Annotated in this window: 17 protein-coding genes and 1 tRNA gene; 2 read left to right on the top strand and 16 right to left on the bottom strand. The window is 37.7% G+C overall.

Going from position 1 to position 22,810, the window contains the following annotated elements:
- The 5 genes from ACZOVS_RS09105 to ACZOVS_RS09085 form a co-directional block, all read right to left on the bottom strand.
- A partial coding sequence (locus ACZOVS_RS09105) for a hypothetical protein (protein ID WP_483996916.1) occupies window positions 1–2,006 on the bottom strand: 2,006 nt, incomplete at its 3' end.
- A gap of 208 nt (window positions 2,007–2,214) precedes the next feature.
- On the bottom strand, window positions 2,215–2,619 hold the full coding sequence (locus ACZOVS_RS09100; RefSeq protein WP_483996915.1) for a DUF3244 domain-containing protein: 405 nt from the start codon (window positions 2,617–2,619) through the stop codon (window positions 2,215–2,217).
- Between the two features lie 197 nt (window positions 2,620–2,816).
- The gene (locus ACZOVS_RS09095) at window positions 2,817–4,628 is read right to left on the bottom strand and encodes a tetratricopeptide repeat protein (protein ID WP_483996914.1); all 1,812 of its coding nucleotides are present in this window, start codon (window positions 4,626–4,628) and stop codon (window positions 2,817–2,819) included.
- A 569-nt stretch (window positions 4,629–5,197) separates the two neighbouring features.
- Window positions 5,198–6,235 carry a thiamine-phosphate kinase gene (thiL, locus tag ACZOVS_RS09090; protein WP_483996913.1) on the bottom strand — a complete coding sequence of 346 codons (1,038 nt, stop codon included), beginning with the start codon at window positions 6,233–6,235 and terminating at the stop codon, window positions 5,198–5,200.
- A gap of 61 nt (window positions 6,236–6,296) precedes the next feature.
- Window positions 6,297–6,370 (bottom strand) — tRNA-Ile (locus ACZOVS_RS09085).
- Window positions 6,371–6,465: 95 nt separating this feature from the next.
- On the opposite strand from ACZOVS_RS09085, the gene ACZOVS_RS09080 reads away from it, so the two are divergent.
- On the top strand, window positions 6,466–7,140 hold the full coding sequence (locus ACZOVS_RS09080; protein ID WP_483996912.1) for an HAD family hydrolase: 675 nt from the start codon (window positions 6,466–6,468) through the stop codon (window positions 7,138–7,140).
- 130 nt (window positions 7,141–7,270) lie between these two features.
- Here the strand turns inward: ACZOVS_RS09080 and dusB are convergent, their stop codons facing one another.
- On the bottom strand, window positions 7,271–8,254 hold the full coding sequence (dusB, locus tag ACZOVS_RS09075; protein WP_483996911.1) for a tRNA dihydrouridine synthase DusB: 984 nt from the start codon (window positions 8,252–8,254) through the stop codon (window positions 7,271–7,273).
- 660 nt (window positions 8,255–8,914) lie between these two features.
- Here dusB and ACZOVS_RS09070 point away from each other — a divergent pair.
- Window positions 8,915–9,583 carry a hypothetical protein gene (locus tag ACZOVS_RS09070; protein WP_483996910.1) on the top strand — a complete coding sequence of 223 codons (669 nt, stop codon included), beginning with the start codon at window positions 8,915–8,917 and terminating at the stop codon, window positions 9,581–9,583.
- 236 nt (window positions 9,584–9,819) lie between these two features.
- Here ACZOVS_RS09070 and recG read toward each other — a convergent pair whose 3' ends face one another.
- The 10 genes from recG to ACZOVS_RS09020 form a co-directional block, all read right to left on the bottom strand.
- The gene (gene recG, locus ACZOVS_RS09065; protein WP_483996909.1) at window positions 9,820–11,922 is read right to left on the bottom strand and encodes an ATP-dependent DNA helicase RecG; all 2,103 of its coding nucleotides are present in this window, start codon (window positions 11,920–11,922) and stop codon (window positions 9,820–9,822) included.
- Window positions 11,923–12,083: 161 nt separating this feature from the next.
- Complete coding sequence (gene porN / locus ACZOVS_RS09060; RefSeq protein WP_483996908.1) at window positions 12,084–12,938, bottom strand: type IX secretion system ring subunit PorN/GldN; 855 nt, start codon at window positions 12,936–12,938, stop codon at window positions 12,084–12,086.
- Between the two features lie 15 nt (window positions 12,939–12,953).
- Window positions 12,954–14,651, bottom strand: a complete 1,698-nt coding sequence (gene porM / locus ACZOVS_RS09055; RefSeq protein WP_483996907.1) for a type IX secretion system motor protein PorM/GldM — start codon at window positions 14,649–14,651, stop codon at window positions 12,954–12,956.
- 43 nt (window positions 14,652–14,694) lie between these two features.
- Window positions 14,695–15,384 (bottom strand): type IX secretion system motor protein PorL/GldL, encoded by a 690-nt coding sequence (gene porL, locus ACZOVS_RS09050; RefSeq protein ID WP_483996906.1) that lies wholly within the window; start codon window positions 15,382–15,384, stop codon window positions 14,695–14,697.
- 47 nt (window positions 15,385–15,431) lie between these two features.
- Window positions 15,432–16,802, bottom strand: a complete 1,371-nt coding sequence (porK, locus tag ACZOVS_RS09045; RefSeq protein ID WP_483996905.1) for a T9SS ring complex lipoprotein PorK/GldK — start codon at window positions 16,800–16,802, stop codon at window positions 15,432–15,434.
- A gap of 152 nt (window positions 16,803–16,954) precedes the next feature.
- Window positions 16,955–17,911 (bottom strand): PorP/SprF family type IX secretion system membrane protein, encoded by a 957-nt coding sequence (locus tag ACZOVS_RS09040; RefSeq protein WP_483996904.1) that lies wholly within the window; start codon window positions 17,909–17,911, stop codon window positions 16,955–16,957.
- A gap of 101 nt (window positions 17,912–18,012) precedes the next feature.
- Window positions 18,013–19,482, bottom strand: coding sequence for an RIP metalloprotease RseP (gene rseP, locus ACZOVS_RS09035; protein ID WP_483996903.1), 1,470 nt, complete (start codon window positions 19,480–19,482; stop codon window positions 18,013–18,015).
- A 55-nt stretch (window positions 19,483–19,537) separates the two neighbouring features.
- Window positions 19,538–20,389 (bottom strand): M23 family metallopeptidase, encoded by an 852-nt coding sequence (locus tag ACZOVS_RS09030; protein ID WP_483996902.1) that lies wholly within the window; start codon window positions 20,387–20,389, stop codon window positions 19,538–19,540.
- Between the two features lie 10 nt (window positions 20,390–20,399).
- On the bottom strand, window positions 20,400–20,954 hold the full coding sequence (locus tag ACZOVS_RS09025) for a 1-acyl-sn-glycerol-3-phosphate acyltransferase (protein ID WP_483996901.1): 555 nt from the start codon (window positions 20,952–20,954) through the stop codon (window positions 20,400–20,402).
- A 21-nt stretch (window positions 20,955–20,975) separates the two neighbouring features.
- On the bottom strand, window positions 20,976–22,799 hold the full coding sequence (locus ACZOVS_RS09020; protein ID WP_483996900.1) for a DNA polymerase III subunit gamma/tau: 1,824 nt from the start codon (window positions 22,797–22,799) through the stop codon (window positions 20,976–20,978).
- Between the last annotated feature and the right edge of the window lie 11 nt (window positions 22,800–22,810).

Raw genomic sequence — 22,810 nt, 5'->3', positions numbered from 1 at the left:
TGAACATTATGAATATTTATTGCATAATTCATCGTGTCATTATTAACATTGAAATTACAGTTGGAAATTACAATGGAAGAAGAATCGACTCTTTCAGAATATGATTCAAAAGCGATTGGAGTATCTATAAAATCACAATTGTAAAAACTTATATGACTCTTTGTCAGAGTAAGTTTACAATTGTCAAAAGTCACATTGTTGAAACTAAAATTGTCTGTATTGACAATTATTTCCATTTCTGCACCTTCTTCTGCCTTAAATTTTACTTTCTTGCCAAGTATTTTTAAGGTACCATTTATTACCATACGACATTTTCCTCTTTTTGCCACTATCGATACTGTATCCTGGATATTCAATGCAGAACCAGCTCCAATAACAAATTCACAATCATATAAATCAGTACCATACATATCAAGATTCATATTATCCATTGTAATTACCGATCCATCAGCCGTATTTATTGTACGTCTAGCAACTTTATTGGTTGAATATGTTGAATCAGTAATATTTGTATCAAATGGTAATAAATCATATTCTATTCCTAAAGTTGTCGTGGAATTATTTTCAATTGTTTTATATGTTATCGGACAATCTAATTGAAACTCTTCATTCCATCTATAATCTATAATGGAAAAATCTTGGATAAACCATTTATTAGGATTGTATGTATGAACGTTTCTTGTTTCAGATTGTAAAAAGATTTTACCAATATTATTAATCCCCAAATTATCCTCAAAATCAATAGCTACTTCAAGTGGAGTATCATCAAGACCGTTCATATAATAATCTCCACCCTGATAATTGAAAATTTTATATGCTAAAAACTCTGTTGGATAAACTGACATTGAATTATTACTTTTTCCTAACTTAATTTGCAGGCTTCCTCTTTCTGTACAACTAATTTTAGCTTTAATAATAAGTTGTGTTTCATATTCCGCCACATTACATGTATAAGCATATTTAGTACCACCCTGAAGACCATCTTTAAATAAATAATATGGCACATATATATATCCATCATTACCCCAATACTCTCCCCAACTATTAGCAAGAATAAATGCACCTTTTTCACATTCACTCAAATCAAGAACATTATTATTGTTAATATCTTCATTTTTAAATATACCATCACCATTAATATCATAAGCACATATACTATCATTATAACCAACAATAGTCATAGCGTGACCTCCACTTGATGCCCATGAACGAATAATTTTTTTATTTTGTTCTGGTCCATATGGAATATTTGTTATTTTATATCCATTTCCCATATATACTTGAATTATTGCCAACCCACCAATGCTGTCAGTTGTTGTATTGTGGTTTGAAATCCAATGCTTTATTTCATTTAAACTTTCATAAGTAGAATCCCAATATAAATTTCCAATTGATATCACTTTATTTGACATGGCATTTTTATATTTTTCATAATCACTCATCCAATATTTCATTGCCAACGAATTTTGTGAAAACGAGTTATGATTCAGAACAGGATCATAATAGTCTTCTAATTCAGGACAACCAACTTTTTTTACAATGTTAAAACCTGATTTATAAGAAGTGAGACTTCCTCCATTACCACCATTCAAAAAATTATAAGTAAAAAAAGGATGATATAAATTCTCAAAATTGTTATTTCCATACCATCCTGTTCCTGAACTCACATTATATAATCTATTCAATTCATATGATAAAACATAACCTATTTCCGCACATTGAACACATGAAGCCGTACTACCCTGATCAAAAATTGGTGGCATATAAATATTATTAGAATTATTCACCGCATAAGGGAGGTCTCTCGAAAGAACTTCTGGAAATATTGTAATCGTTTCACTTAACACTTCTAAAGAAGAATCTATAATTGCATCTCCTGCAATCCATGGGGCACCATTAGGATCAGGATTTGTATTTACAAGTTGTGCTTGTGTTGTAGTTAAACTTATCATTGCCATTATAATAAATAGCATAATTACTTTTTTCCCGTAAAATAATTTTTTCATGACATTAATTTTTTATTGATATTTTATAATTTTGTCTTTTATCTGCTTTTTTCATGATGTACACTTTCATTATTCTCATAACAATGAGTTACTTCAAATTGTTTTTTGTCAACTGTTGAAAGTCTCCGCAAACGGCGGCACACTTGTTTATTGCGGAGACTTTACCCAATGTATTTCATTATGTGTTTCATGACTTGCATCATTTTATTTATATGACAAAACTGCCGGAGGCTGTTCCCTCCATGGTAATAAACGTTATCATATAATTTCCTGAAGAATAGCCTGCAAGAGGTATAAACACATTTCTCTCTACTCCGCTGTCTATAGCATTGTTGTAAACCTCAGCTCCGGAAATATTCTCAATGATTATTGTCACTTCCCCAAAATCCTCATTGAATGTCACCTGCAGTACACTCCCGTTTTGTGTCGCCTCTATGGATGTCCCCCTTGAATTTTTATGAATGAGTTTTCCTTCCAATTCTATAACAAGTGTTTCGGAATCCAATCTGCACAAACATTCATTTTGTCTGTAAGAAGTTTCCGATTTGGCGCTGTATGTTCCCGTTATTATTAATAAGGAACACAAAATAGAAAATAATAATTTTTTTTTCATATACTTTAATTTATCGTTTAACGTCTCAAAAATATATAAAAAAAACTCAGAAATATCAACCTTGCGGCCTATATACAGACTTTTTTAAGGATAAAAAAATGTATATCATTGATATTAAATTAGATACAAAATTTCTTGTACAGACTTTTTTGATGTCTGACAACGTTTCAAATGGTATATTCCGACTGTTTTTAACCTCAGATTTCAGAATCTTGTTCCAAAATTTTCATGATTTCATCAGAAATGCTTCCTCTCGTTTTTTTCATTTTAATTTTCTTTCTGATGTTGGAACGGATTTTTCCAACGGTATTTGTGCTTATATCCAAGATATCCGCAACATCCTGTACAGAAAACGGCATAAACGAAAGAATACACACACGAAATTCATTTTCATTAAACTCGGGAAATTTCAACCGTATGTTATCAGACAAATTGGGATATGACTTTTCAATTAACTTAACTATGGCTTCCCAAGTGGAGATATTTCCTCCATAAACATATTTCTTAATCTGTTCAAAATGAATGTTTCTACCGTTGTTTTTGATATTTTTGTCAACCATGGCAATTTTGCACATCAAAGAAGTTCTCCACTGTGTGTTTTCCTTGAGTTGTTCCGTAGTCAACTCGAGCTCTGAATGCAGTTGTTCTATCTGTAATTGTATATAATTGATTCTGTCTTCGTTAAATTGACTGTTGTTTTGTTTCTCGAGTTTGGTTTTCTCCTGATTCAAAACAGCTATCTCTTTTTTCAAATCGTTTTTCTGTTCATTGAGTTCGGTGTTTTCATGTTCAAGATAAATCATTTTCTTCATCAGAAACGATTCATTCTTGCGATTGTTTATCAAACGGAAACAAAAAAATATGATAAGTATGGAAGCAATTAGAAGAAATACCGTCAAGACTACGATTTTATTTTTACGGTTCAGAAGCAGTACATTATTTCTGTTTTGTTCTGCCTCAAAATCATACTTCTGCTGTATCTCGTAAACACTTTGTTCCATCTGTTCCTGATATATATCTTCAACCATCTCGGAACGTTTTGCCTGATAATATAATGCAGAATCGTAATTGTCTCTCTGCATCTCATATTCCGACAATATGGAATATATACCTGTCAATAAAGGTTTGTCTTCAATATACTCCAAATCATTCTTCAAAAGATTTATATAATATGTCAACGAATCATTTTGATTCAAAAGATTGTATATCTCAGCAAAATTCAAATTATACTGAGGATATTTCTTCACATCCGGATTCAACTGTAAAGACTGCCTGAGGGTTGACAATGCTTCATCATACATTTGGCATTCTCTGTACAAAACACTCAGATTTTGCAGCAAAATACTTTGGGTTTCACTGTTATCGCTCCGTATTGCACAGTCTATACCTTTTCTATAATAATAGAAAGCACTGTCGTTTTCTTTCATTAAGATGAAACATCTTCCCATGTTTCCATAATATTGGGCCTGTTTCTCAGGTATGGACCTGCATATCTCAGCGGCTTTCTTATAAGATTTCAACGCTTCTCCGTATAAACCATGCGAGTACAACAACGAGCCAATACATTGCTGTATTCTCGCCATTATCAAAGAATCTCCCACGATCGTCGCCGGTTTCATCGCTTCTTTATAGGCCTCCATCGACATCTCGTATTCTCCCCGTTCCTCATACACACATCCGCTGTATAGTGCTGCAAGCGCTTGTTGTCCATAGTCTTTTGTCTTAACAAAATACCGACGTGCTTCGAATACGGCTGTATCCTCACTTATGTCTTTGTAACATTTGTATTTTGCCTGCACCATGGCTGTTTCGTATTCCATGCGGTGTCTCTTGTCGAGTACTCCGGGATGAGACCTTATGGAATCTAAAAACACCAACGCACTGTCCGGAGCTGTCTCCATTATCATCTGTGCACAGCCGAGCTGTCTTATCGCTTCCCTACGTTGTTTGCAGGACACTAATGCCATAAGACAAATTACAAGTACTATAAAGGATATCAATCTTCTCATAAATCTATGATAAGCTGATGCAAATTTACAATTTTTTTTGATATAATTTTCTTTTTTTTTAAAATATAAGTTAACAGACAATATTGCCTTTACATATTTTAATTCTACAGAATATTTCTTATATACAGTAATTGTTAAGATATTTCCTGTTTTTCAAAAACGGTTTCGTGGCCAATGCAAACAAATTTTTCCATGACCAGATATCACAACGGACAAAAACGTTCACCTATTAATATTATACGGAATATCCATACTGCATTAGATAACGTTTCAAAGGGACACAAAAAGACATTGTTGTCCGGCAAAAAACGCTTTACAGATATATTCTATTTGATAGACAATTAATTCATACACAAATTAATTTATCAAAATGTAGTAAAGACCATAACATGACGTCTATTCATGTAAATATAATTCCATAAGGACCGAAAACAATTATGAATCATTGATTATAAAAACTTTCAGACACTAAATAAACAGAATCAGAAATCGGACTGTCATGTTTTTTAAAGAAAAACAGGCAAACACGGACAAGTCAACAACAAAAGGCAAGATAAGGAAACCTTATATTAAAAATGTTTAAATCCCTGAGCTTCGAGAGAAATCACATGATTATCCGGAGTTATGAGTTCTGCTTTTCCTTCATCGGCAGTCATATAGCCTATCACGGAAATATCTTTCATAACTTTAATCTTGTCATAATCAGACTGTTGTATGGTAAACAGCAGTTCATAGTCTTCACCGCCATTAAGAGCCGCAATACTTGGCACCACATTAAACTGTTTAGCCACCTCAACGGTTTTGGCATCGAGAGGTATTCTATCTTCATACAGCCGGCAACCCACTTTAGACTGTTTACACAAGTGCAATATCTCCGAAGCGAGTCCGTCGGAAACATCAATCATGGAAGTAGGTTTCACGCCGGCATGAGCGAGAGAAGCAATGATATCCTTACGAGCCTCAGGTTTCAGCTGGCGTTCAAGGATATAATCATAACCATGCAGTTCCGGCTGCATATCAGGGTCAGCCATGAAAGCTGCCTTCTCACGTTCGAGAATAAGCAATCCGGCATAAGCGGCGCCGAGGTCACCGCTGACACATAACAAGTCATTCGGTTTCGCGCCGTCACGATATACAATATCATCTTTTTTAGCTTTGCCAATGACAGTCACAGAGATAAACAAACCAGCCTTGCTTGCGGTAGTATCTCCGCCGACAAGGTCAACATGATAACGGTCGCAAGCAAGACGAAAACCGGAATAAAATTCCTCTACAGCCTCGACAGAATAACGGCTCGACAACCCGAGAGCCAGCACCACATGGGTAGGGGTGCCGTTCATGGCATAGATGTCGGAGAAATTCACGACAGCAGCTTTGTAGCCGAGATGTTTCAACGGAGTATATGTCATGTCGAAATGCACACCTTCGACCAAGATATCCACCGACACCAAAGTCTCTTCTTCGTTACTTATCACGGCGGCATCATCGCCAATGCCTTTGACAGTACCGGCATTATAAATCTTAATGTCTTTCGTCAACCTGTCTATGAGCGCAAATTCTCCGAGAGTTGACAGCTGAGTAACCTGATTATTCTGTATTTCATCCATAATACTGCGTATTTATATCAAAAAATCCCCACCTTGATTATGGCAGGGATTCTCAGTAAAGTGCTCCCACCAGGACTTGAACCTGGGACCAACTGATTATGAGTCAGCTACTCTAACCAACTGAGCTATAGGAGCCGGATTATCAACAAAAAAATTTTTTAATAATTCCTTGTTTTTTCCGCTGCAAATTTACAACTTTGTAGCGAATTACAAACAAAAAAAATAAAAAAATGAAAAAAATTTTTTCGACGATAAAAAATATCATATTTGACTTTGGAGGCGTCATCATTGACATTGACCCCAATGCTGTAGTCAACAACTTGAAAGACAATGGATTCACAGACTTTCAGCGTCTCAAGGAACCGGAGTTCGTTAACATCTTGAACCAGTTCGAAAAAGGCATCATCAGGGCTGAGACTTTCCGAAAAAAGGTGTGTTCGTTCCTCAACATGCCATTAAACAAGAATAAATTCGACGATATATGGAACTCCATGTTATATGATATACCGGAAAGACGTATCAATCTAATTAAAAATTTGAAACCTAACTATCATGTCTATCTCATGAGCAACTCCAACGAGATACATTATGACATGTTTGTGAGAGACCTTCAACTGCGTTTCGGATACAGAGAGTTCGACAACCTGTTCGACAAGTCGTTTTTCTCGTTCGATCTTCATCTGATGAAACCGGATCCTGATGTATTCACCTATATTTTCGACCATTATGATTTAAAACCCGAAGAAACTCTGTTCATTGACGACACTCCGGAAAACATATTAAGCGCACAGAAAATGGGTATGTTGACATATCATCTGTTACGAGGCTCTCGAGTAGTGAACCTCTTCGAAAACGGTTTGTTGCGCGAAGACTTAGACTTCGACATAATACACGAACAAAAATAACGATATTATTACATTATCAATTAATATGTGGGTTTATTATTTGTAAATAAATTTTATATTGATAAATCAAAATATTTTTATATAACAAGCATGTAAGTATAATAAAAACATGAACTTACATGCTTTTTTATCATAACAAATAACTGTAAAAAGCATAAATCTCATCCAATATCCCAAAAACCTCCGATACAGTCTTCACCTCCATCAACCTGAGTTTAAACTGTTTGAAATCAGGAAACCCTTTAAAATAAAGACTCCAATGTTTGCGCATCTCTATTACTGCATAATATTCATCTTTGATTTTCAAAGAATCTACAAGATGAGTTTTAGCCACCTCTACACGTTGTTGAACAGTAGGATGGGACAGGAGCACACCATTTTCCAAATATTCATGTATCTCGGTGAATATCCAGGGATTACCATAGGTGGCACGACCTATCATCAAGGCATCAACGCCGTAGTTGTCAATAAAGAACTTAGCAGAAGCAGCATCTACCACATCGCCATTGCCGATGACAGGTATTGTCATGCGCGGATTGTTTTTCACTGCACCAATCAATGTCCAGTCTGCCGGCTCGCTCCACTTGGTGGTACGCAATCTGCCATGTATGGTAATAGCCTGAATGCCTACATCCTGTAGGCGTTCCGCTATCTCTACTATGTCACGATGTTCACTATCATATCCCAAACGAGTCTTGACAGTGACCGGAGTCCTGACAGCTTTGACAACAGCATCAGTGATAGCCACCATCTTAGGGATATCGTTCATGATACCGGAACCTGCACCTTTGGAAGCCACCTTTTTGACAGGGCACCCGAAATTAATATCAATAACATCGGGCTGATATCTCTCGGCATATACGGCAGCCTCCACCATAGGAGCGACATTGTTACCGAAAATCTGAACTCCAAAAGGTCTCTCTTCCTCATTAAAACCCAACTTACGAACACTCTTCACCGCGTCACGTATCAACCCGTCGGAAGAGATGAATTCCGAAAACACCATGTCGGCCCCGCAACGTTTGCACGCAAGCCTGAATGGCGCATCGGTGACGCCTTCCATAGGTGCTAAAAACAACGGATACCGCTTAAAAACAATTTCTCCTATTTTCATGCCGCAAAGATAGCAAATTATAACAGTACCATAATTACATCATAAAGAAACTATTTACAAAAATTAACATACAAATATCGTGATAAAAAATTATCTTTTATGACATCTATAATAAAAAATATGATATTTCATCTATCTATGACAATAACCATACCTGTAAAAAGTGCAAATCTATTATTATTTGATTTCAATATTAAATATTGATATTATTAGCAATTTAAATAATCTATCATATATTTACATTTTAAATTAGACAAAAGATATTTTTTACATAGATATTATATGTATTTATTATTTCATTTTAAATTATTTTTCATTGATATACGGTAAAAAATAATAATACAAAATTTATATAAAAAATTTACTTAAAACATTAATATCATATTATCAACATACTGTTCAAACGCTATAATTGTAGATACGCCATAATATGACGTTTGTACATTTATAAATATATTGAATTTCTATAAATTATTATAAATTGATTTATTATCAATATAAAAATAATATAATCACTTTGTTTGATTTATAATATATAAATTTGATTTTAAAAATATCAAAAAGGAATTTAAAAATAATATCGGACAATAATGATTATTTTTAATCAAAATATTAAAAATATTATTATTTTTGCAAATAAAATATCAATTACACGACACTATGGAAACAAAAGACTATCGCGCTGAACTTGAAGCAGTTCGTCAGAAAGCAAAAGACATCACCAAGCCCAGAAACGATGAAAGTTTTGACATCCTTTTAGAAGGCATGAGGTGCTGCATATTCATAGCGAAAGAAAACCACGACAAAAAAGAAAGGGAATGGGAGAATGCCGCTCTTGTGCGGGAATTTCTTTTCTATGCCGAACCTCTCGAGGGATTCGACCATCTTTTAAATCATCTATATTCCGCCGTAAGCGATATGGAAAAATTCGTATTGAACCATCCGAGACTAAGAGTGAGATTTTTAAGATTTTTCCTGCTTGTCGTACATCGCATTGAGGCGAAATGCGATCATGAAATGTCAACTTCGGAATATCTTCTTTCAGAAATCAGCGACCTTGAACGTAATATCTATTATGCCGACAACAATAAACTCGAATATATTTCAACTTCGGAACATCTCAAGAGTGACCCTGTAGAATGGACTCAACAATGGGAAGAGATAATTGATGAAGTAGATAAAAGAACTTATGAGAACCTTGCAGGTATTCCACATGGAAGAGGATTCTGTCATACATTATGGGATGAAAAGACACGCATTCTAAGAGAAGAATACGGCATTGAATGGCATAGCCCTGCAGTGATGAATCCTGATGTGAAATTCGATTAAAACACTGCCGTAACAATAACAAAATGTCATGTTATTTTATCAACATATCGTAGAGACTCCATATACGATGTCTCTACATTAATATATTGAATTTCATGTTTTTCGAGACACCGACTTTCTTCATCATCTTAGTAACAGATCAGCCATCAATATTGCCAATATCTGCATTTTTGACACTTTCTCCATAAAAGTATTTTATCGGAAAGCAATGAAACACAATATTTCAGAAAGCCATGTCAAGCTATTCTACCCCAGTCGAAATCTTGGGAATAATACATGTCGAAATAACGTTTTGTTGCGGCATGTTCGGGTTTCGACAACAGTGGGTCAGATTCCAGCAGCAGAGACACCATTCTGCGGGTATGGCGTATCAATGGTTCATCTTTTGTCAAGTCGCCCAATTTCATCTCCACCTGACCGGACTGGCGTGTTCCTTGTGTCTCACCCGGACCTCTCAGCAGCAGGTCCGCCTCAGCTATCTCGAAGCCGTCATTGGTACTTACCATGGTTGCCATACGTTTCTTTCCCTCGCCTGTAAGTTTATGGTCAGTGACGAGGATACAGTACGACTGGTCGGAGCCGCGACCCACACGTCCACGCAACTGGTGCAGTTGCGAGAGCCCGAATCTGTCGGCGTTTTCTATTATCATGACAGAGGCATTGGGCACATTGACACCCACCTCTATCACCGTCGTCGCCACCATGATATGAGCTTGATGTTTTACAAAACGCTGCATCTCGAAGTCTTTATCATCAGCTTTCATTTGGCCATGCACCACACATATCCTGTATTCAGGCTCCGGAAAGTCCATCAACAAAGCCTCATATCCTTCCTTAAGATTTATCAGGTCCATTTTCTCGGACTCTTTTATCAAAGGATATACCACATAAATCTGACGTCCTTCGGCAATCTGTCTCTTCATGAACGATATTATGGCAAGGCGTGATTCCTGGTAAAGATGTATCGTTTTCACCGGTTTACGTCCCGGAGGCAGTTCGTCTATCTTGGAAACGTCGAGATCGCCGTATTGTGTCATGGCGAGAGTACGCGGTATGGGTGTTGCCGTCATGACAAGGGTATGAGGCGGCATGGAAGTCTTCTCCCAAAAACGAGCCCTCTGCGCCACACCGAACCTGTGTTGCTCATCGACAATACAAAGACCGAGATTCTTAAATACCACCTTGTCTTCTATAAGGGCATGAGTGCCTATGATGATGTTGACACTGCCGTCGGCAAGCTGTTCAAGTATATTTCTTCTCTCTGCCGTCTTGGTAGAACCTGTCAACAATGCAACATTGATATTCATTCCTTTTAACTGGTCAGTGACACTCTCATAATGTTGAGTGGCGAGAATCTCGGTAGGAGCCATCAAGGCAGCCTGATATCCATTATCAAGGGCTAACAGCATTATCATCAAAGCCACTATCGTTTTGCCACTGCCCACATCGCCCTGCAACAGACGGTTCATCTGATGCCCAGTCTTCAAATCGGCACGTATCTCCTTGATGACACGTTTCTGCGCTCCCGTAAGCGGAAAAGGCAGATGTTCCTTGTAAAACGTATTGAAATAATCTCCGACCTTGTCGAATACCACACTCATGGTATTAATCTGACGGTCTTTCTTATGCAACAGCATACGAAGTTGAAAGAAGAAATACTCATCATATTTCAGCCTTAACGTAGCATTATGTATGTCCCGGGCAGAAGAAGGGAGATGTATCTTGTAATATGCCTCTTTCCTCGACATAAGATTGTCTTTTATTACAAGACTTTGAGGCAACACCTCCGGAATGATGTCAACTACTTGAGGAAGCAATGTCTTTATGATGTTGGCAATCTGACGCGAACCGAGACCAATGTTGCTCAACTTCTGGGTTGTATAATAGACTCCTTGCAAGCTCTCGCCTACAACCAAGTCATTGGGATTATAGTCATCCACTTCGGGATGCACAAAAGAATATCTGTTGTTGAAGAAGTTGGCTTTGCCGAAGATGAGATATTTCATACCCGGCCGGAAACGCGACCTTATCCATTTCAGTCCTTGAAACCATACAAGTTCTACTGAACCTGTTTCATCGGTAAAGGTGGCAGTAATACGAGTGACACGAGGCGAACCGAAAGACTGCATGTTGGACACAGTGCCCACAAGTTGATAATAAACGGCATCGCTGCATATCTGGTTGACTTTATGCACTTTGCTCTTATCGACATAACGGAAAGGAAAATGGTCCAACATATCTTGATAGGTAAAGATAGAAAGTTCCTTATTGAGCAGTTCCGCTCTTTTGGGACCGACGCCTTTCAAAAATTCTATTTTCGTTTGCAGCAAATCAACCATATTTGGATTTTAGGCTGTGAAGATACTAAAAAAACGGCAAAATACCGTAAATAATATTTTTTGTCATCAAATAAAAAATATATTCTACAAAATACATTATTAAAAAACAAACGGATGGTAACAATGTACCACCCGTCGTAAGATTCAAACACTATATTATATCAATAATCCCAAAGATATTGTTCAAAGTCTATGATACTTTGTTTTATTCTCTCGGATTCGAGCAGAGCATCTACGCCTTGAGCATATTCCTGTATGCTACGGTCATAAATATTCTCTTCCTTGTAGATATAACTGTCGAACATTCTCTTCCAGAACACCTCGTCGTATGACAAAAGGCCTGCCGAATTGTTGCGGTTGAAATACGGAGCCTGTGCCAAGATATTCCTTGCGCTCTCGTAAGGTATCCAGAACAAAGGTTGCGGCACGCGGTCACCAGTCTCCAATTCCCTCATTCTGACAGGACAGATAGCAATGATGCGTACCATAAGTTGGGATCTCTGTTTGTCGAAATACCAGTCTTCCTTGAGACGGAGACGTAATACCTGTGACGGGTCGAACTGAGAAATAATGATTGTATCATACTCATCATACGGAGGATACGGTCTTCTGAAAGTACGGTATGTAGTATCCGATTGTTTACTCATAAACTGATTATAAGAAATCGGGGTCAACATCTCGTCTGTTGATTCAACCTCATAAGCTGTTATTTTACCTTCTTTCATACCATCGAGTATGATAGTGATAAAGTTTTTCCAATTCTGATGAGAGACAGTAGGATAATAGAATCCCAAATTCATTTTCTGGCGGAAGTCTATCTCTCGCCATATTCTCTTCTTCCACATCACGTCAGCCTCACGAACCGTAGGCAACGGCAATGGAGTCTTCTCACCCAATGAGTTCTCAACATAGATACCATCGGTGAAAGTCTCATCGAGTATAGCCTGACTTTGTCCCTTCGGAGCGGCACAAAGAGTCAATACAGAGATTGAAACAAAAGCAATTAATCTCTTCATTTTTATTTATATTTATTATTTAATTTCAATATTGATAGGATTCAGAGTTCTCGTAGCGCCGTCAGGACCCTTTGCCTGAATACTTTCGAAGAAAAGTTTCTGACCGCGTTTAGATTTGCTGATAATATCGAGGGCCTCCTCATTGAATCTACCTCCTCTTATGGTTCCTGAAGTCTTGTAGTCGCCGGCAACTATAGTAGATAAAGTGTAAGATACGATGTTATACTGATAGTCGCCGAATTCGAAATCACCCATATCGGGAATGATACCGCCGGCAGCCTGCAGTTCGTTTCTGCCTATCTGACCACTCGATATACCTGCAATGGTAGCCTGAGGACTCGGTACGCGCTTGATACGGAAATCATAACTTCCAAGTACCACTCTCTTGCCGTCTATCATTGTAGAAGCTGTGACGGTAGTCGTCTTTTCTCCTGCCGGGACTTCTACCATATAGGTACCGGATTCTTTACCTTTTGTTATCTTTCCTTTTGAGATAGCAACATCGATTTGTTCATTAGCAATACCGGGTGATGACACTGAAATAGGATTTTGAAGACCTTGATAGAATATCATCATCTGTGTAGGAGCCACTGTCACTGACGGAGGAGCCACCGTAAATGAAGAACTGAACGGATAAGGCACTTTTTCACCAGTCTCAGGGTCTATCATCTCCACAACACCGGCATATTCCTGTATTCCGACAGAAGTACCGGGAAATTTCAATTTCACAACACCGCCAACACTCGAAGCCGATTTGACAGAACCTTGTCCTGCCTTGTAGAAATCCTTGACACCTCTCGCATATTTAACATCAAACTGACGTGCCGTGTCGGATGCTGCAATAAACACATCAGCTTCATAATCCTGACCTGTCAGAACGTATGTGGTCTTTGGAATAACTCTCGCTTCCAACGCATTGAACTTATAATCACTCGCACCTATTCTTTTGAACAATTCAGAGATAGCATCGAATTCGGTAGTCTGTATTTCACCAATTATTTTATTCAAAATGGCTATATCAGCAGCCAAAATGACATGATAGAAATTCTTATTTTCCCAATCGAGTTTATTGTCATTGGCATCAAGATATATTATCTCCTGTCCATTGGCATCATGCGAAGTAAGAAGACCTACCTTACTACCATAATTTATAATACCGGCAGATTGTACAGTATTAATGATATAATCGCGATATGCATCTATTTTTTCACGTAACTTGGTAGCATTACCTTCATTAATCATAAAATTGGTAGGTGCATCGTACTTGTCTTTTGCACTTACATTTTTAAGGTCAAATTCATAGAACACACGATCATTGCTCGGATCAATTTTACTTTTATTTCTAAGGAGAGCCTCACCTTCATCCTGATTAAGCATTTCCTCTTCCGTTATACCTTCAGTAACGAGTACCAAAGGAAGTTTTATCTCTTTCTCTATGAAATTGATAATCTCGTCGGTATGCTTACGAATATCCTGTGCCTTCTCCCAATAAGGAGCGACTTTTTCCTGTTGTCTGTCGTATTGTTGCTGAAAAGTCCTATAATAATCCTCAATCTTTCTTTCGACGCTTGCATTGGACACCTCCAAACCGTCATTCACGATAGCAAAAGCATCGAGAATATCGACAGAAACGTTCAAAGCGAGCAAGGCTGTCAAGACGAGATACATCATAGATATCATCTTCTGCCTCGGGGTTTCTTTAAATCCTGCCATTTCTCACGTTTTTTTAAGTTAATAATAAGTTAACTTCAAACCATCAAGATTTGACATTCATGGCAGAAAGCATATTTCCGTAAACTGTATTAAGAGCAGACATACGTTTCGATAAATCGGCAATCTGATGATTGAGAGCTTCCGTTGATGATGCTGAAGCACCGACTTTCTCAATATATTCTGACATGGTTTTATTCAATTTGTTATTGGTCTCTGCCATAACAGCCGTATTTTGGATCTGGATCTCGAGAGCGGCAACAGATTCCGTAGCTTTACGCATCGCTTTGGCATAATCGCTTGTCGCTGTCACTGCATTGCTTATCTCAGCCATTTTTGCAGCATTCTCGCCAAGTTTATTGATACCTTCACCTAATCTCTCCAATGCCTGATTACTTATATTGGCTTTTTCAAACATCTGGTCGAGTTTACCCATTGCAGAATTGTTATTAGTACCTTTGGATCTTCCTTCCGTACTGCCTTCTGCTTCTTTTCCATGATAGGCATAAGCAAATTCTGGATACACCAAACTCCAGTCCGGTTCTACATGCGGCGGTTCAAATGCCGAGAAAAAGAATATGACAGCCTCTGTCAACAAACCTACTGTCAACATGAGATTGGCACCAGGCCAGTGTGTCAATTTAAACAAAGCACCAACAAGAACGATTGTTGCGCCAATACCATAGACTCTGGACATAAAAACCTTGTAGCCTCTACTTTCCAATAATTTACTCATAATTCCTAATTTTATTAAAATGTTTTGATTATAAATTCTTTATTTTATCAATTGTAAACTCTTGATGCCTTTGCCGGGTTATCACCCTTGTTACGACCAAGATACGGCTGAATACAACGGAATCCTATATAACATTTGGCAGAATCCTGATATTCGTAGGTACGTGTAGTCACCTGAAGATAATAAGATATATCTTTCCAAGAACCGCCACGGATGACTTTTCTCTTCATGACAGGCGGGTCGCTTTCCTTGGCATTATAAGTATAATTGGGGTTCATATCCCATGTAAAATTATACGATGCAGGGTCGAAAGCACTATTAGTCCATTCTGCCACGTTACCGGCCATATCATACAATCCCCAATCATTCGGAGGATAATGTCCTACTATCAAAGTTCTAAGGCCTCCATCTGCTATATAGTTGCCACGTAATGGTTTGTAGTTGGCGAGCAGACAACCTTTTTCATTTCTCGTATAAGGACCTCCCCACGGATAAGGATTCAAATGGTTGCCGCCTCTTGCTGCCCATTCCCATTCCGCTTCAGTAGGAAGACGGAACTCCGAAAGCACCATCTCACCCTTCTGAGAACGAAGATATTTATTCAATTTCTCTGTACGCCACACACAGAATGCTTTTGCCTGATTCCAGTTTACACCGACAACCGGATAATTGTCGTATGCAGGATGCCAGAAATACTTTTCTGTGAGAGGGTCGTTGAATGAATATGTATAATCATGTATCCACGCCAAGGTATCCGGATATACATTGATACTTTCTTTTTTGACATATACCGAACGGTCGGTAAGACCTTGTGGACGGTTGGCAAGACCGGCATTGCGATAATCGGCATCATCTCTAAACTCTTTTCTTGCAGCTGCCTGAAGGTCTATCCAGAAATATTCATAGAACAACTTTCTCGAATCTATCTCTTTCTTTCCAAAATAGCGCTCATTCTCAGGAATCCACATCTCCTCGAGTGCATCTCTGTAATCTTGATTGTCACTATTCCACTCTATATCCTCTTTCCAATTAAGATAAGGCGGGTCATATAACTCCCCTGTCTTTGGATTTTCTGAGATAAGATATACTTCAGGTGCCACCTCTCCCAACAATGTTCTGGCTATGGAATCACGCACATAGTTAACAAACTCACGATATTCGTTATTTGTTATCTCTGTTTCGTCCATGAAGAAAGCAGACACAGATATTGTCTTTGGCTGAGACAAATATCCTGCTGTAATATCCTGACCTCCAACGCCCATGGTATAACTTCCCATAGGGACGAACACCATGCCATACGGATCAGGCTGATAAAATGGTTTCGATTTCTTTCTTACACCGACCAACTCTCCTTGGTTTGTATTGCTACAACTTGAGAATACAAGTACGATCAGGCTTATCAACAAAAACTTTTTCATTTTAAATACTTTGAATTTATAACTATTCCTAACGTTTTTACACTATAATTATTATTATCCTCGTTGACTTTTTTAAGCGAGCCAAAGGTAACAAATTATTCTATTTATTCAACAAAAAAACATGTTTTTTCAACATCTTTCATCAATTTATTTTATAAATATCTGATACTACGATAGATACGAGGATGTTTGTCCAAGTCTAACTTGAAGCAATAGCTTATGGAAACTTCATGAGAGCCGGGTACTGCCAATCCCAGAGTGTTGATATCGTATGCATAAGAAATCTGTAAATCTTTAATCTTTATGCCTGCCATAATATCTACTGACTCCTGAAATCTGTAATTAAGTCCAACCCAGAAACGATCATTATACATAACCTTAGACCCAATATTATACTGAGTCGAAGCCACATCGCTCATAATACACAGTGACGGTAAAATAGCGAATAACGAGTTGGTAAACTGATATTCAAACCCTGCCACAAGATAAAAAGTCCTATCTCCCACAAAACTTGCACTCGACTCGGCTGAACCCACAAGTTCTTTTCCTTTCGATTCAAACAAATTGGTGACAGAGAACCCTATATAATATGTTTCAGGCACCATCCAGAATAAGCCAAGATTGGCATCGAATAGCATAGATGTCTCTTCTCCTGTCGGTAAAAACGGATCAGAAGATACTAATGGATTCAATTTAGAAAAATCCATCGATCGATTCACCAAATTGAAAGCAGCACCTAAACCAAGAGTACCTGCTCCGAGATCGAAATGATACGAATACCCAAGATTGACACTTACATTATTTTCAAAACCAATCTCATCTTTCATTATGCCGAGAGCGAGACCTCCTCTTAGAAAACGAACAGGTATATCTCCGGAAAACAACAACGTTCTCGGTGACACTCTATTCCCATCCATATCTTTAAACCCTGACCATTGGTCTCTATAAATTCCCAATATATTGACACCTTCGCTAAGACCGGCATAACCGGGATTTATCACAGCATAAGAATTGCTGTAATTGGTGAACATAGGCGCCTGTTGAGCCTTTATTTCGTTACAAACCAGCAACAACACCAACAATACTATTATATATCTTAAAACTCGCACCTTATCCGTGTTTTCTAATATTCTAAAATCTTTAACTAAAAACCACTCCGTTTATTGTGTTAATGAAATCACAAAACACACATTACAAATATTTTATGATATTATCTGAACAACTTAACAATGTCATTGCCATTGGCATACACAAGCAGGACTAACAATATAGCCAATCCTATCATCTGTGCCACCTGTAAAAATCTGTCACTCGGCTTACGTCTCGTTATAAGTTCATAAATCAAAAACAATACATGTCCTCCGTCAAGAACCGGTATTGGCAATATATTCATCACAGCGAGAATAACCGACAACAATGCTGTCATTCTCCAAAACTGATACCAATTGAACGTATCCGGAAATATCTTTCCTATAGATATAAAGCCGCCAAGACTTTCATAAGCTTTTGTCTCCGGCTTAAACACCAACTTCAACTGTTTCCAATAATCGCTTATTTCTGTCATCGTTTTTGAAAAGCCATGCGGTACAGCTTCCAGGAAAGTATATTCCTGTGTTTTAAGTTCCAACATAGGTTGTGCATAAACCCCAATCACGCCTTCTGCAGGAAGATGCAAAGGCACTACTAAAGTATCATTGTTCCTTACCACAGAGATATTAATGTCGGTATCGGCAAATTGTTTGATACATGCAACAAAATCTTGATAATAAGGTGTATTTATATCGTTGATTTTCACTATTATATCATCAACTTGCATACCGGCATCCTTTGCCGCCGAGTTGTCGGAAAACTCTCCCACCACAAAAGGCATTCTGTATGACATGAACGTGGATTGATGTTTCAGCATTTTTGTCACCGCATCCGGAGGCAACATGACCTTTACCTTCTTTCCATCACGTTCCACTTCTATATATTTAGTATCCTCTAATATAATCTCCATCGGGATTTGGTAAAAGTTTTCTATATATTCGCCATTAACAGACAATATCTTGTCACCGTCTTTAAGTCCGAGATTATATCCGAGACTATCTACTGCAATACCATATTTATTGACTTCTGAGGTAGGAAGATACTGTTCTCCATAAGCAGACAATATCCCGATAAATATCAATACAGCAAGGACAACATTCATGAAAACACCGCCTATCATTATAATAAGGCGTTGCCATGCCGGTTTACTACGAAATTCCCACGGTTGTACAGGACGTTTCAATTGTTCCATATCCATTGATTCATCAACCATACCTGCAATCTTACAATAGCCTCCTAAAGGAATCCACCCAATTCCAAACTCAGTATGTTCTTCATCGGTACGCCAGTCGTCTTGGGGCAAAGTGCTGAGATCTATAGATTCGTAAGTATATTCTTTTTTATTAGTTTCAGAATTAACATTCACATGTTCTGTATAGCTTTCCGGCACATTTTTACTAAAAAAACGAAAACGCCATTTACCATGCACCTTCTTGAAACGCAAAATAGAAAACTTGTAATTGAAGAAAATATAAAACTTCTCCACTCTCGTTTTGAATATGCGTGCGGCAATGAAATGCCCGAATTCATGCACTATCACCAACAGCGACAATGAAAGAATCAGTTGTACAATCTTAATTAATATATCCATCTTAAATTAATTTTCAATTTGCAAAGATAATAAAAACAATTCACATTATTTAAAGTCACTCTTCAAAAGAAATATACTCTTCGGGATTCAAAGCTATCCCATTATACCACAACTCAAAATGAAGATGAGGTCCTGAAGAAAGATTGCCACTGCCTCCTATTATAGATATAGCATCACCTGCCCTCACTATGTCACCCTCTTTTTTCAACAATGCCGCATTGTGTTTATATACTGATATAATATTATTATCATGTTGAATAACAATGACATAACCAACACCAACGCTCCAATCAGAATATATTACGGTACCATCGGAAACAGCCATTATCACCGCGTCATTACGAGCCACTACATCTATCCCATAATGCTTTTGATGACTGCTATAATAATTAGTGATAACACCTTTAAGCGGAGGGAAAAACGACAACATGTCGATATCTTTATTATCATGATTTCCTCCTTTAAATATATTAAATTGGGACTCCATCTCAAACTGCAATCTGAAAATACTGTCATATTTGGACTTCAAATATTTGGTTTCTGCCGCATTGCTGCCTACTACAGGTACATCTTCCATACTGTACACCTCATCATTTTCAATATCTTCATCATTCAATATTCTCTTGAGATTATACATATACTGTTCATTATTCCTAAGCACCGTTTCCAACGAGTCGGTTCTATAATTTATTTCATGAACAAGACTGTCAAGATTGTCATCAGGATTTTTATAAACAATATCTTTCATCGGTGTAAACAGCATCAAACATATTGTCCCAATCACCGATACCAATATCAAGCCTACACACAAATAAATCATATATTGCAGGCGTATTTTTATAAACTTATGATTATCTGTCACTTCATTATAATCATCTGTCGTTTTATTATTGTTTTTTCTTCTCACTTTAATACTTTTACAAATTAAACCTCTCAGGATATTTACCTTTCATCCCACGATAAAAATCCTCGATAATCTTAAAATCGGCATCAAAATCTCCTGAAGGATAAATTACAGGACCGGTGCCGCATATTTTATTGCCAAAATCCATAAAACCAACAATAATAGGCACATTGGCTTTAAGTGCTATATAATAAAAACCTTTTTTCCAATGTTCGGTACGTTTTCTTGTTCCTTCAGGTGTTATCACCACATTGAGTTCATCATATTTGCCAAACTGTTCCACTACGCTGCTCACCACATTGGATGCCCTGCTTCTGTCAACAGGTATGCCCCCGAGTTTTCTCAACAGCCAACCCAAACAGTCCGGCTTGAAAAATTCTTTTTTTACAAGAAAACGTACCGGACGCTCTATATACCAATAATAATAACGTCCAATAAAGAAATCTTCTATACTCGTATGCGGAGCTGCAATGGTAACACTTTTTTTGATGTCTTCCGGTATCTCTCCGACCATCTTCCAGCCTTTCAACTTCAACATCGTTTTTCCAAACCAACTCTTAAAACTCATGCCTACACCTATTAATTAATATTAATAAACATCCAAATTCAACTTGTCGCGTAAATCTATAAGATTAGGATTTTTTTCTGCCATCTTCTCAAATTTACTTCTGTCAGTATAAGGCACTTCTTCATGTTTCTGTTCTTCTACATGTTCAATCAAAGTAAACTGATTGTTGTTCAACCCTTTTCGTAAATAATCCCGTAATGCTGACATTCCTTGCAAATCATTTACAACCAATGTATTATCTATAGTAAAATGAATCTCGAAAGGTGCCACGAGAGTTATCTTGGATCTAACAATACCGGCAACAAATGCCGACATACGTAACTTGTTCTCACTGACAAAACGTTGCCATAAATCCTGTACCTGTTCAACAGTAAAAGGATTTGTCATTACAATCTCCTTATGTTCAGGTTCTTTCTCTTTTTTTTCTGTAGATGATATCGACACCGAGAACATACTGCCAGACCTTGACACTTTTGTATCGTCATATTTTTGTGCCTGTTGCGGCTGCACGTTCTGCTGTTGACCTGCAGGTTGCGGCGAATGTATCGGTTGTTGCGGATTTACATGCTGTTGCGGCTGTATCTGTTGCGGTTGACCTGCAGATTGCTGCGGATTTACATGCTGCTGCGGCTGTATCTGTTGCGGTTGACCTGCAGATTGCTGCGGATTTACATGCTGTTGTTGCGGTTGCGCGTTCTGCTGTTGACCTGCAGGTTGTTGTGGTTGCACCTGTCTCTGCTGTGCCATTTGTCTCTGCGTCGCATAACACATTTTCAACAAACATATCTCTATATGCAATCTCTTGTTATTTGAACTCTTAAAATCTATATCACACTGATTAGCAAGGTCTAATGATTTAAGAAGGAACCATTCCCCGGCCAATTTGGCTTGTGTAATGTAACGCTGTTTCAGCTGTTGCCCTACTTCCATCAAATCTGCGACAGCGGCATTTCTGCCCAACAACAGATTACGGAAATGTGTCGAAAGTCCCTGAATGAAATTTTGTGCATCGAACCCTTTATCTATCACTTCATCAAGTAACAAAAGCACAGCATTGTAATCACTTCTCAAAATATTGTCTGTCATTTGAAAATAATATTCATAATCAAGGACATTGAGATTTGCAATTACGTCATGGTAAGTAATATTCTTACCAGAAAAACTCACCATTTGGTCGAAAATAGACAAAGCATCACGAAGAGCACCATCGGCTTTCTGCGCCACAATGTTAAGAGCTTCTTCCTCAACCGTAATACCCTCTTTTGCTGCAATGTTTTGCAAATGTTTCGTTATATCTTCTACAGTAATTCTCTTGAAGTCGAATATCTGACATCGTGACAAAATTGTGGGTATGATTTTATGTTTCTCTGTCGTTGCGAGGATGAATTTAGCATACGCCGGAGGTTCTTCCAAAGTTTTAAGGAAAGCATTGAAAGCCGCCTGCGACAACATGTGCACCTCATCGATTATATAAACCTTATATTCACCTGTCTGAGGCGGGATGCGAACCTGCTCCACAAGATTTCTGATATCATCTACAGAGTTGTTGGACGCTGCATCCAACTCATATACATTGAAAGAAGCCGAGTTGTTGAAACTCCTGCATGACTCGCACTCATTACATGCTTCAAAATCTTCGGTACGATTGGTACAGTTAATGGTCTTTGCCATAATTCTCGCACACGTCGTCTTACCTACACCTCTCGGTCCACAAAACAAAAAAGCTTGTGCTAATGTATTGGTTTTTATAGCATTTTTTAATGTTGACGTAATTGCTCCTTGTCCTACCACACTATCGAAAGTCGAAGGCCTGTATTTACGTGCCGATACAATAAAATTATCCATTAATTCATCAT

This window comes from Candidatus Limimorpha avicola (assembly GCF_056978975.1).
This window is presented reverse-complemented; position numbering and strand designations above follow the sequence as displayed.

What these genes read in the sequence shown, in the direction of transcription:
- ACZOVS_RS09020 (WP_483996900.1), bottom strand. Translation starts at nt 22,799, where the DNA reads ATGGATAATTTTATTGTATCGGCACGTAAATACAGGCCTTCGACTTTC.
- ACZOVS_RS09095 (WP_483996914.1), bottom strand. Translation starts at nt 4,628, where the DNA reads ATGAGAAGATTGATATCCTTTATAGTACTTGTAATTTGTCTTATGGCA.
- ACZOVS_RS09100 (WP_483996915.1), bottom strand. Translation starts at nt 2,619, where the DNA reads ATGAAAAAAAAATTATTATTTTCTATTTTGTGTTCCTTATTAATAATA.
- ACZOVS_RS09070 (WP_483996910.1), top strand. Translation starts at nt 8,915, where the DNA reads ATGGAAACAAAAGACTATCGCGCTGAACTTGAAGCAGTTCGTCAGAAA.
- ACZOVS_RS09025 (WP_483996901.1), bottom strand. Translation starts at nt 20,954, where the DNA reads ATGAGTTTTAAGAGTTGGTTTGGAAAAACGATGTTGAAGTTGAAAGGC.
- porL (WP_483996906.1), bottom strand. Translation starts at nt 15,384, where the DNA reads ATGAGTAAATTATTGGAAAGTAGAGGCTACAAGGTTTTTATGTCCAGA.
- dusB (WP_483996911.1), bottom strand. Translation starts at nt 8,254, where the DNA reads ATGAAAATAGGAGAAATTGTTTTTAAGCGGTATCCGTTGTTTTTAGCA.
- ACZOVS_RS09080 (WP_483996912.1), top strand. Translation starts at nt 6,466, where the DNA reads ATGAAAAAAATTTTTTCGACGATAAAAAATATCATATTTGACTTTGGA.
- porM (WP_483996907.1), bottom strand. Translation starts at nt 14,651, where the DNA reads ATGGCAGGATTTAAAGAAACCCCGAGGCAGAAGATGATATCTATGATG.
- porN (WP_483996908.1), bottom strand. Translation starts at nt 12,938, where the DNA reads ATGAAGAGATTAATTGCTTTTGTTTCAATCTCTGTATTGACTCTTTGT.
- recG (WP_483996909.1), bottom strand. Translation starts at nt 11,922, where the DNA reads ATGGTTGATTTGCTGCAAACGAAAATAGAATTTTTGAAAGGCGTCGGT.
- rseP (WP_483996903.1), bottom strand. Translation starts at nt 19,482, where the DNA reads ATGGATATATTAATTAAGATTGTACAACTGATTCTTTCATTGTCGCTG.
- thiL (WP_483996913.1), bottom strand. Translation starts at nt 6,235, where the DNA reads ATGGATGAAATACAGAATAATCAGGTTACTCAGCTGTCAACTCTCGGA.
- porK (WP_483996905.1), bottom strand. Translation starts at nt 16,802, where the DNA reads ATGAAAAAGTTTTTGTTGATAAGCCTGATCGTACTTGTATTCTCAAGT.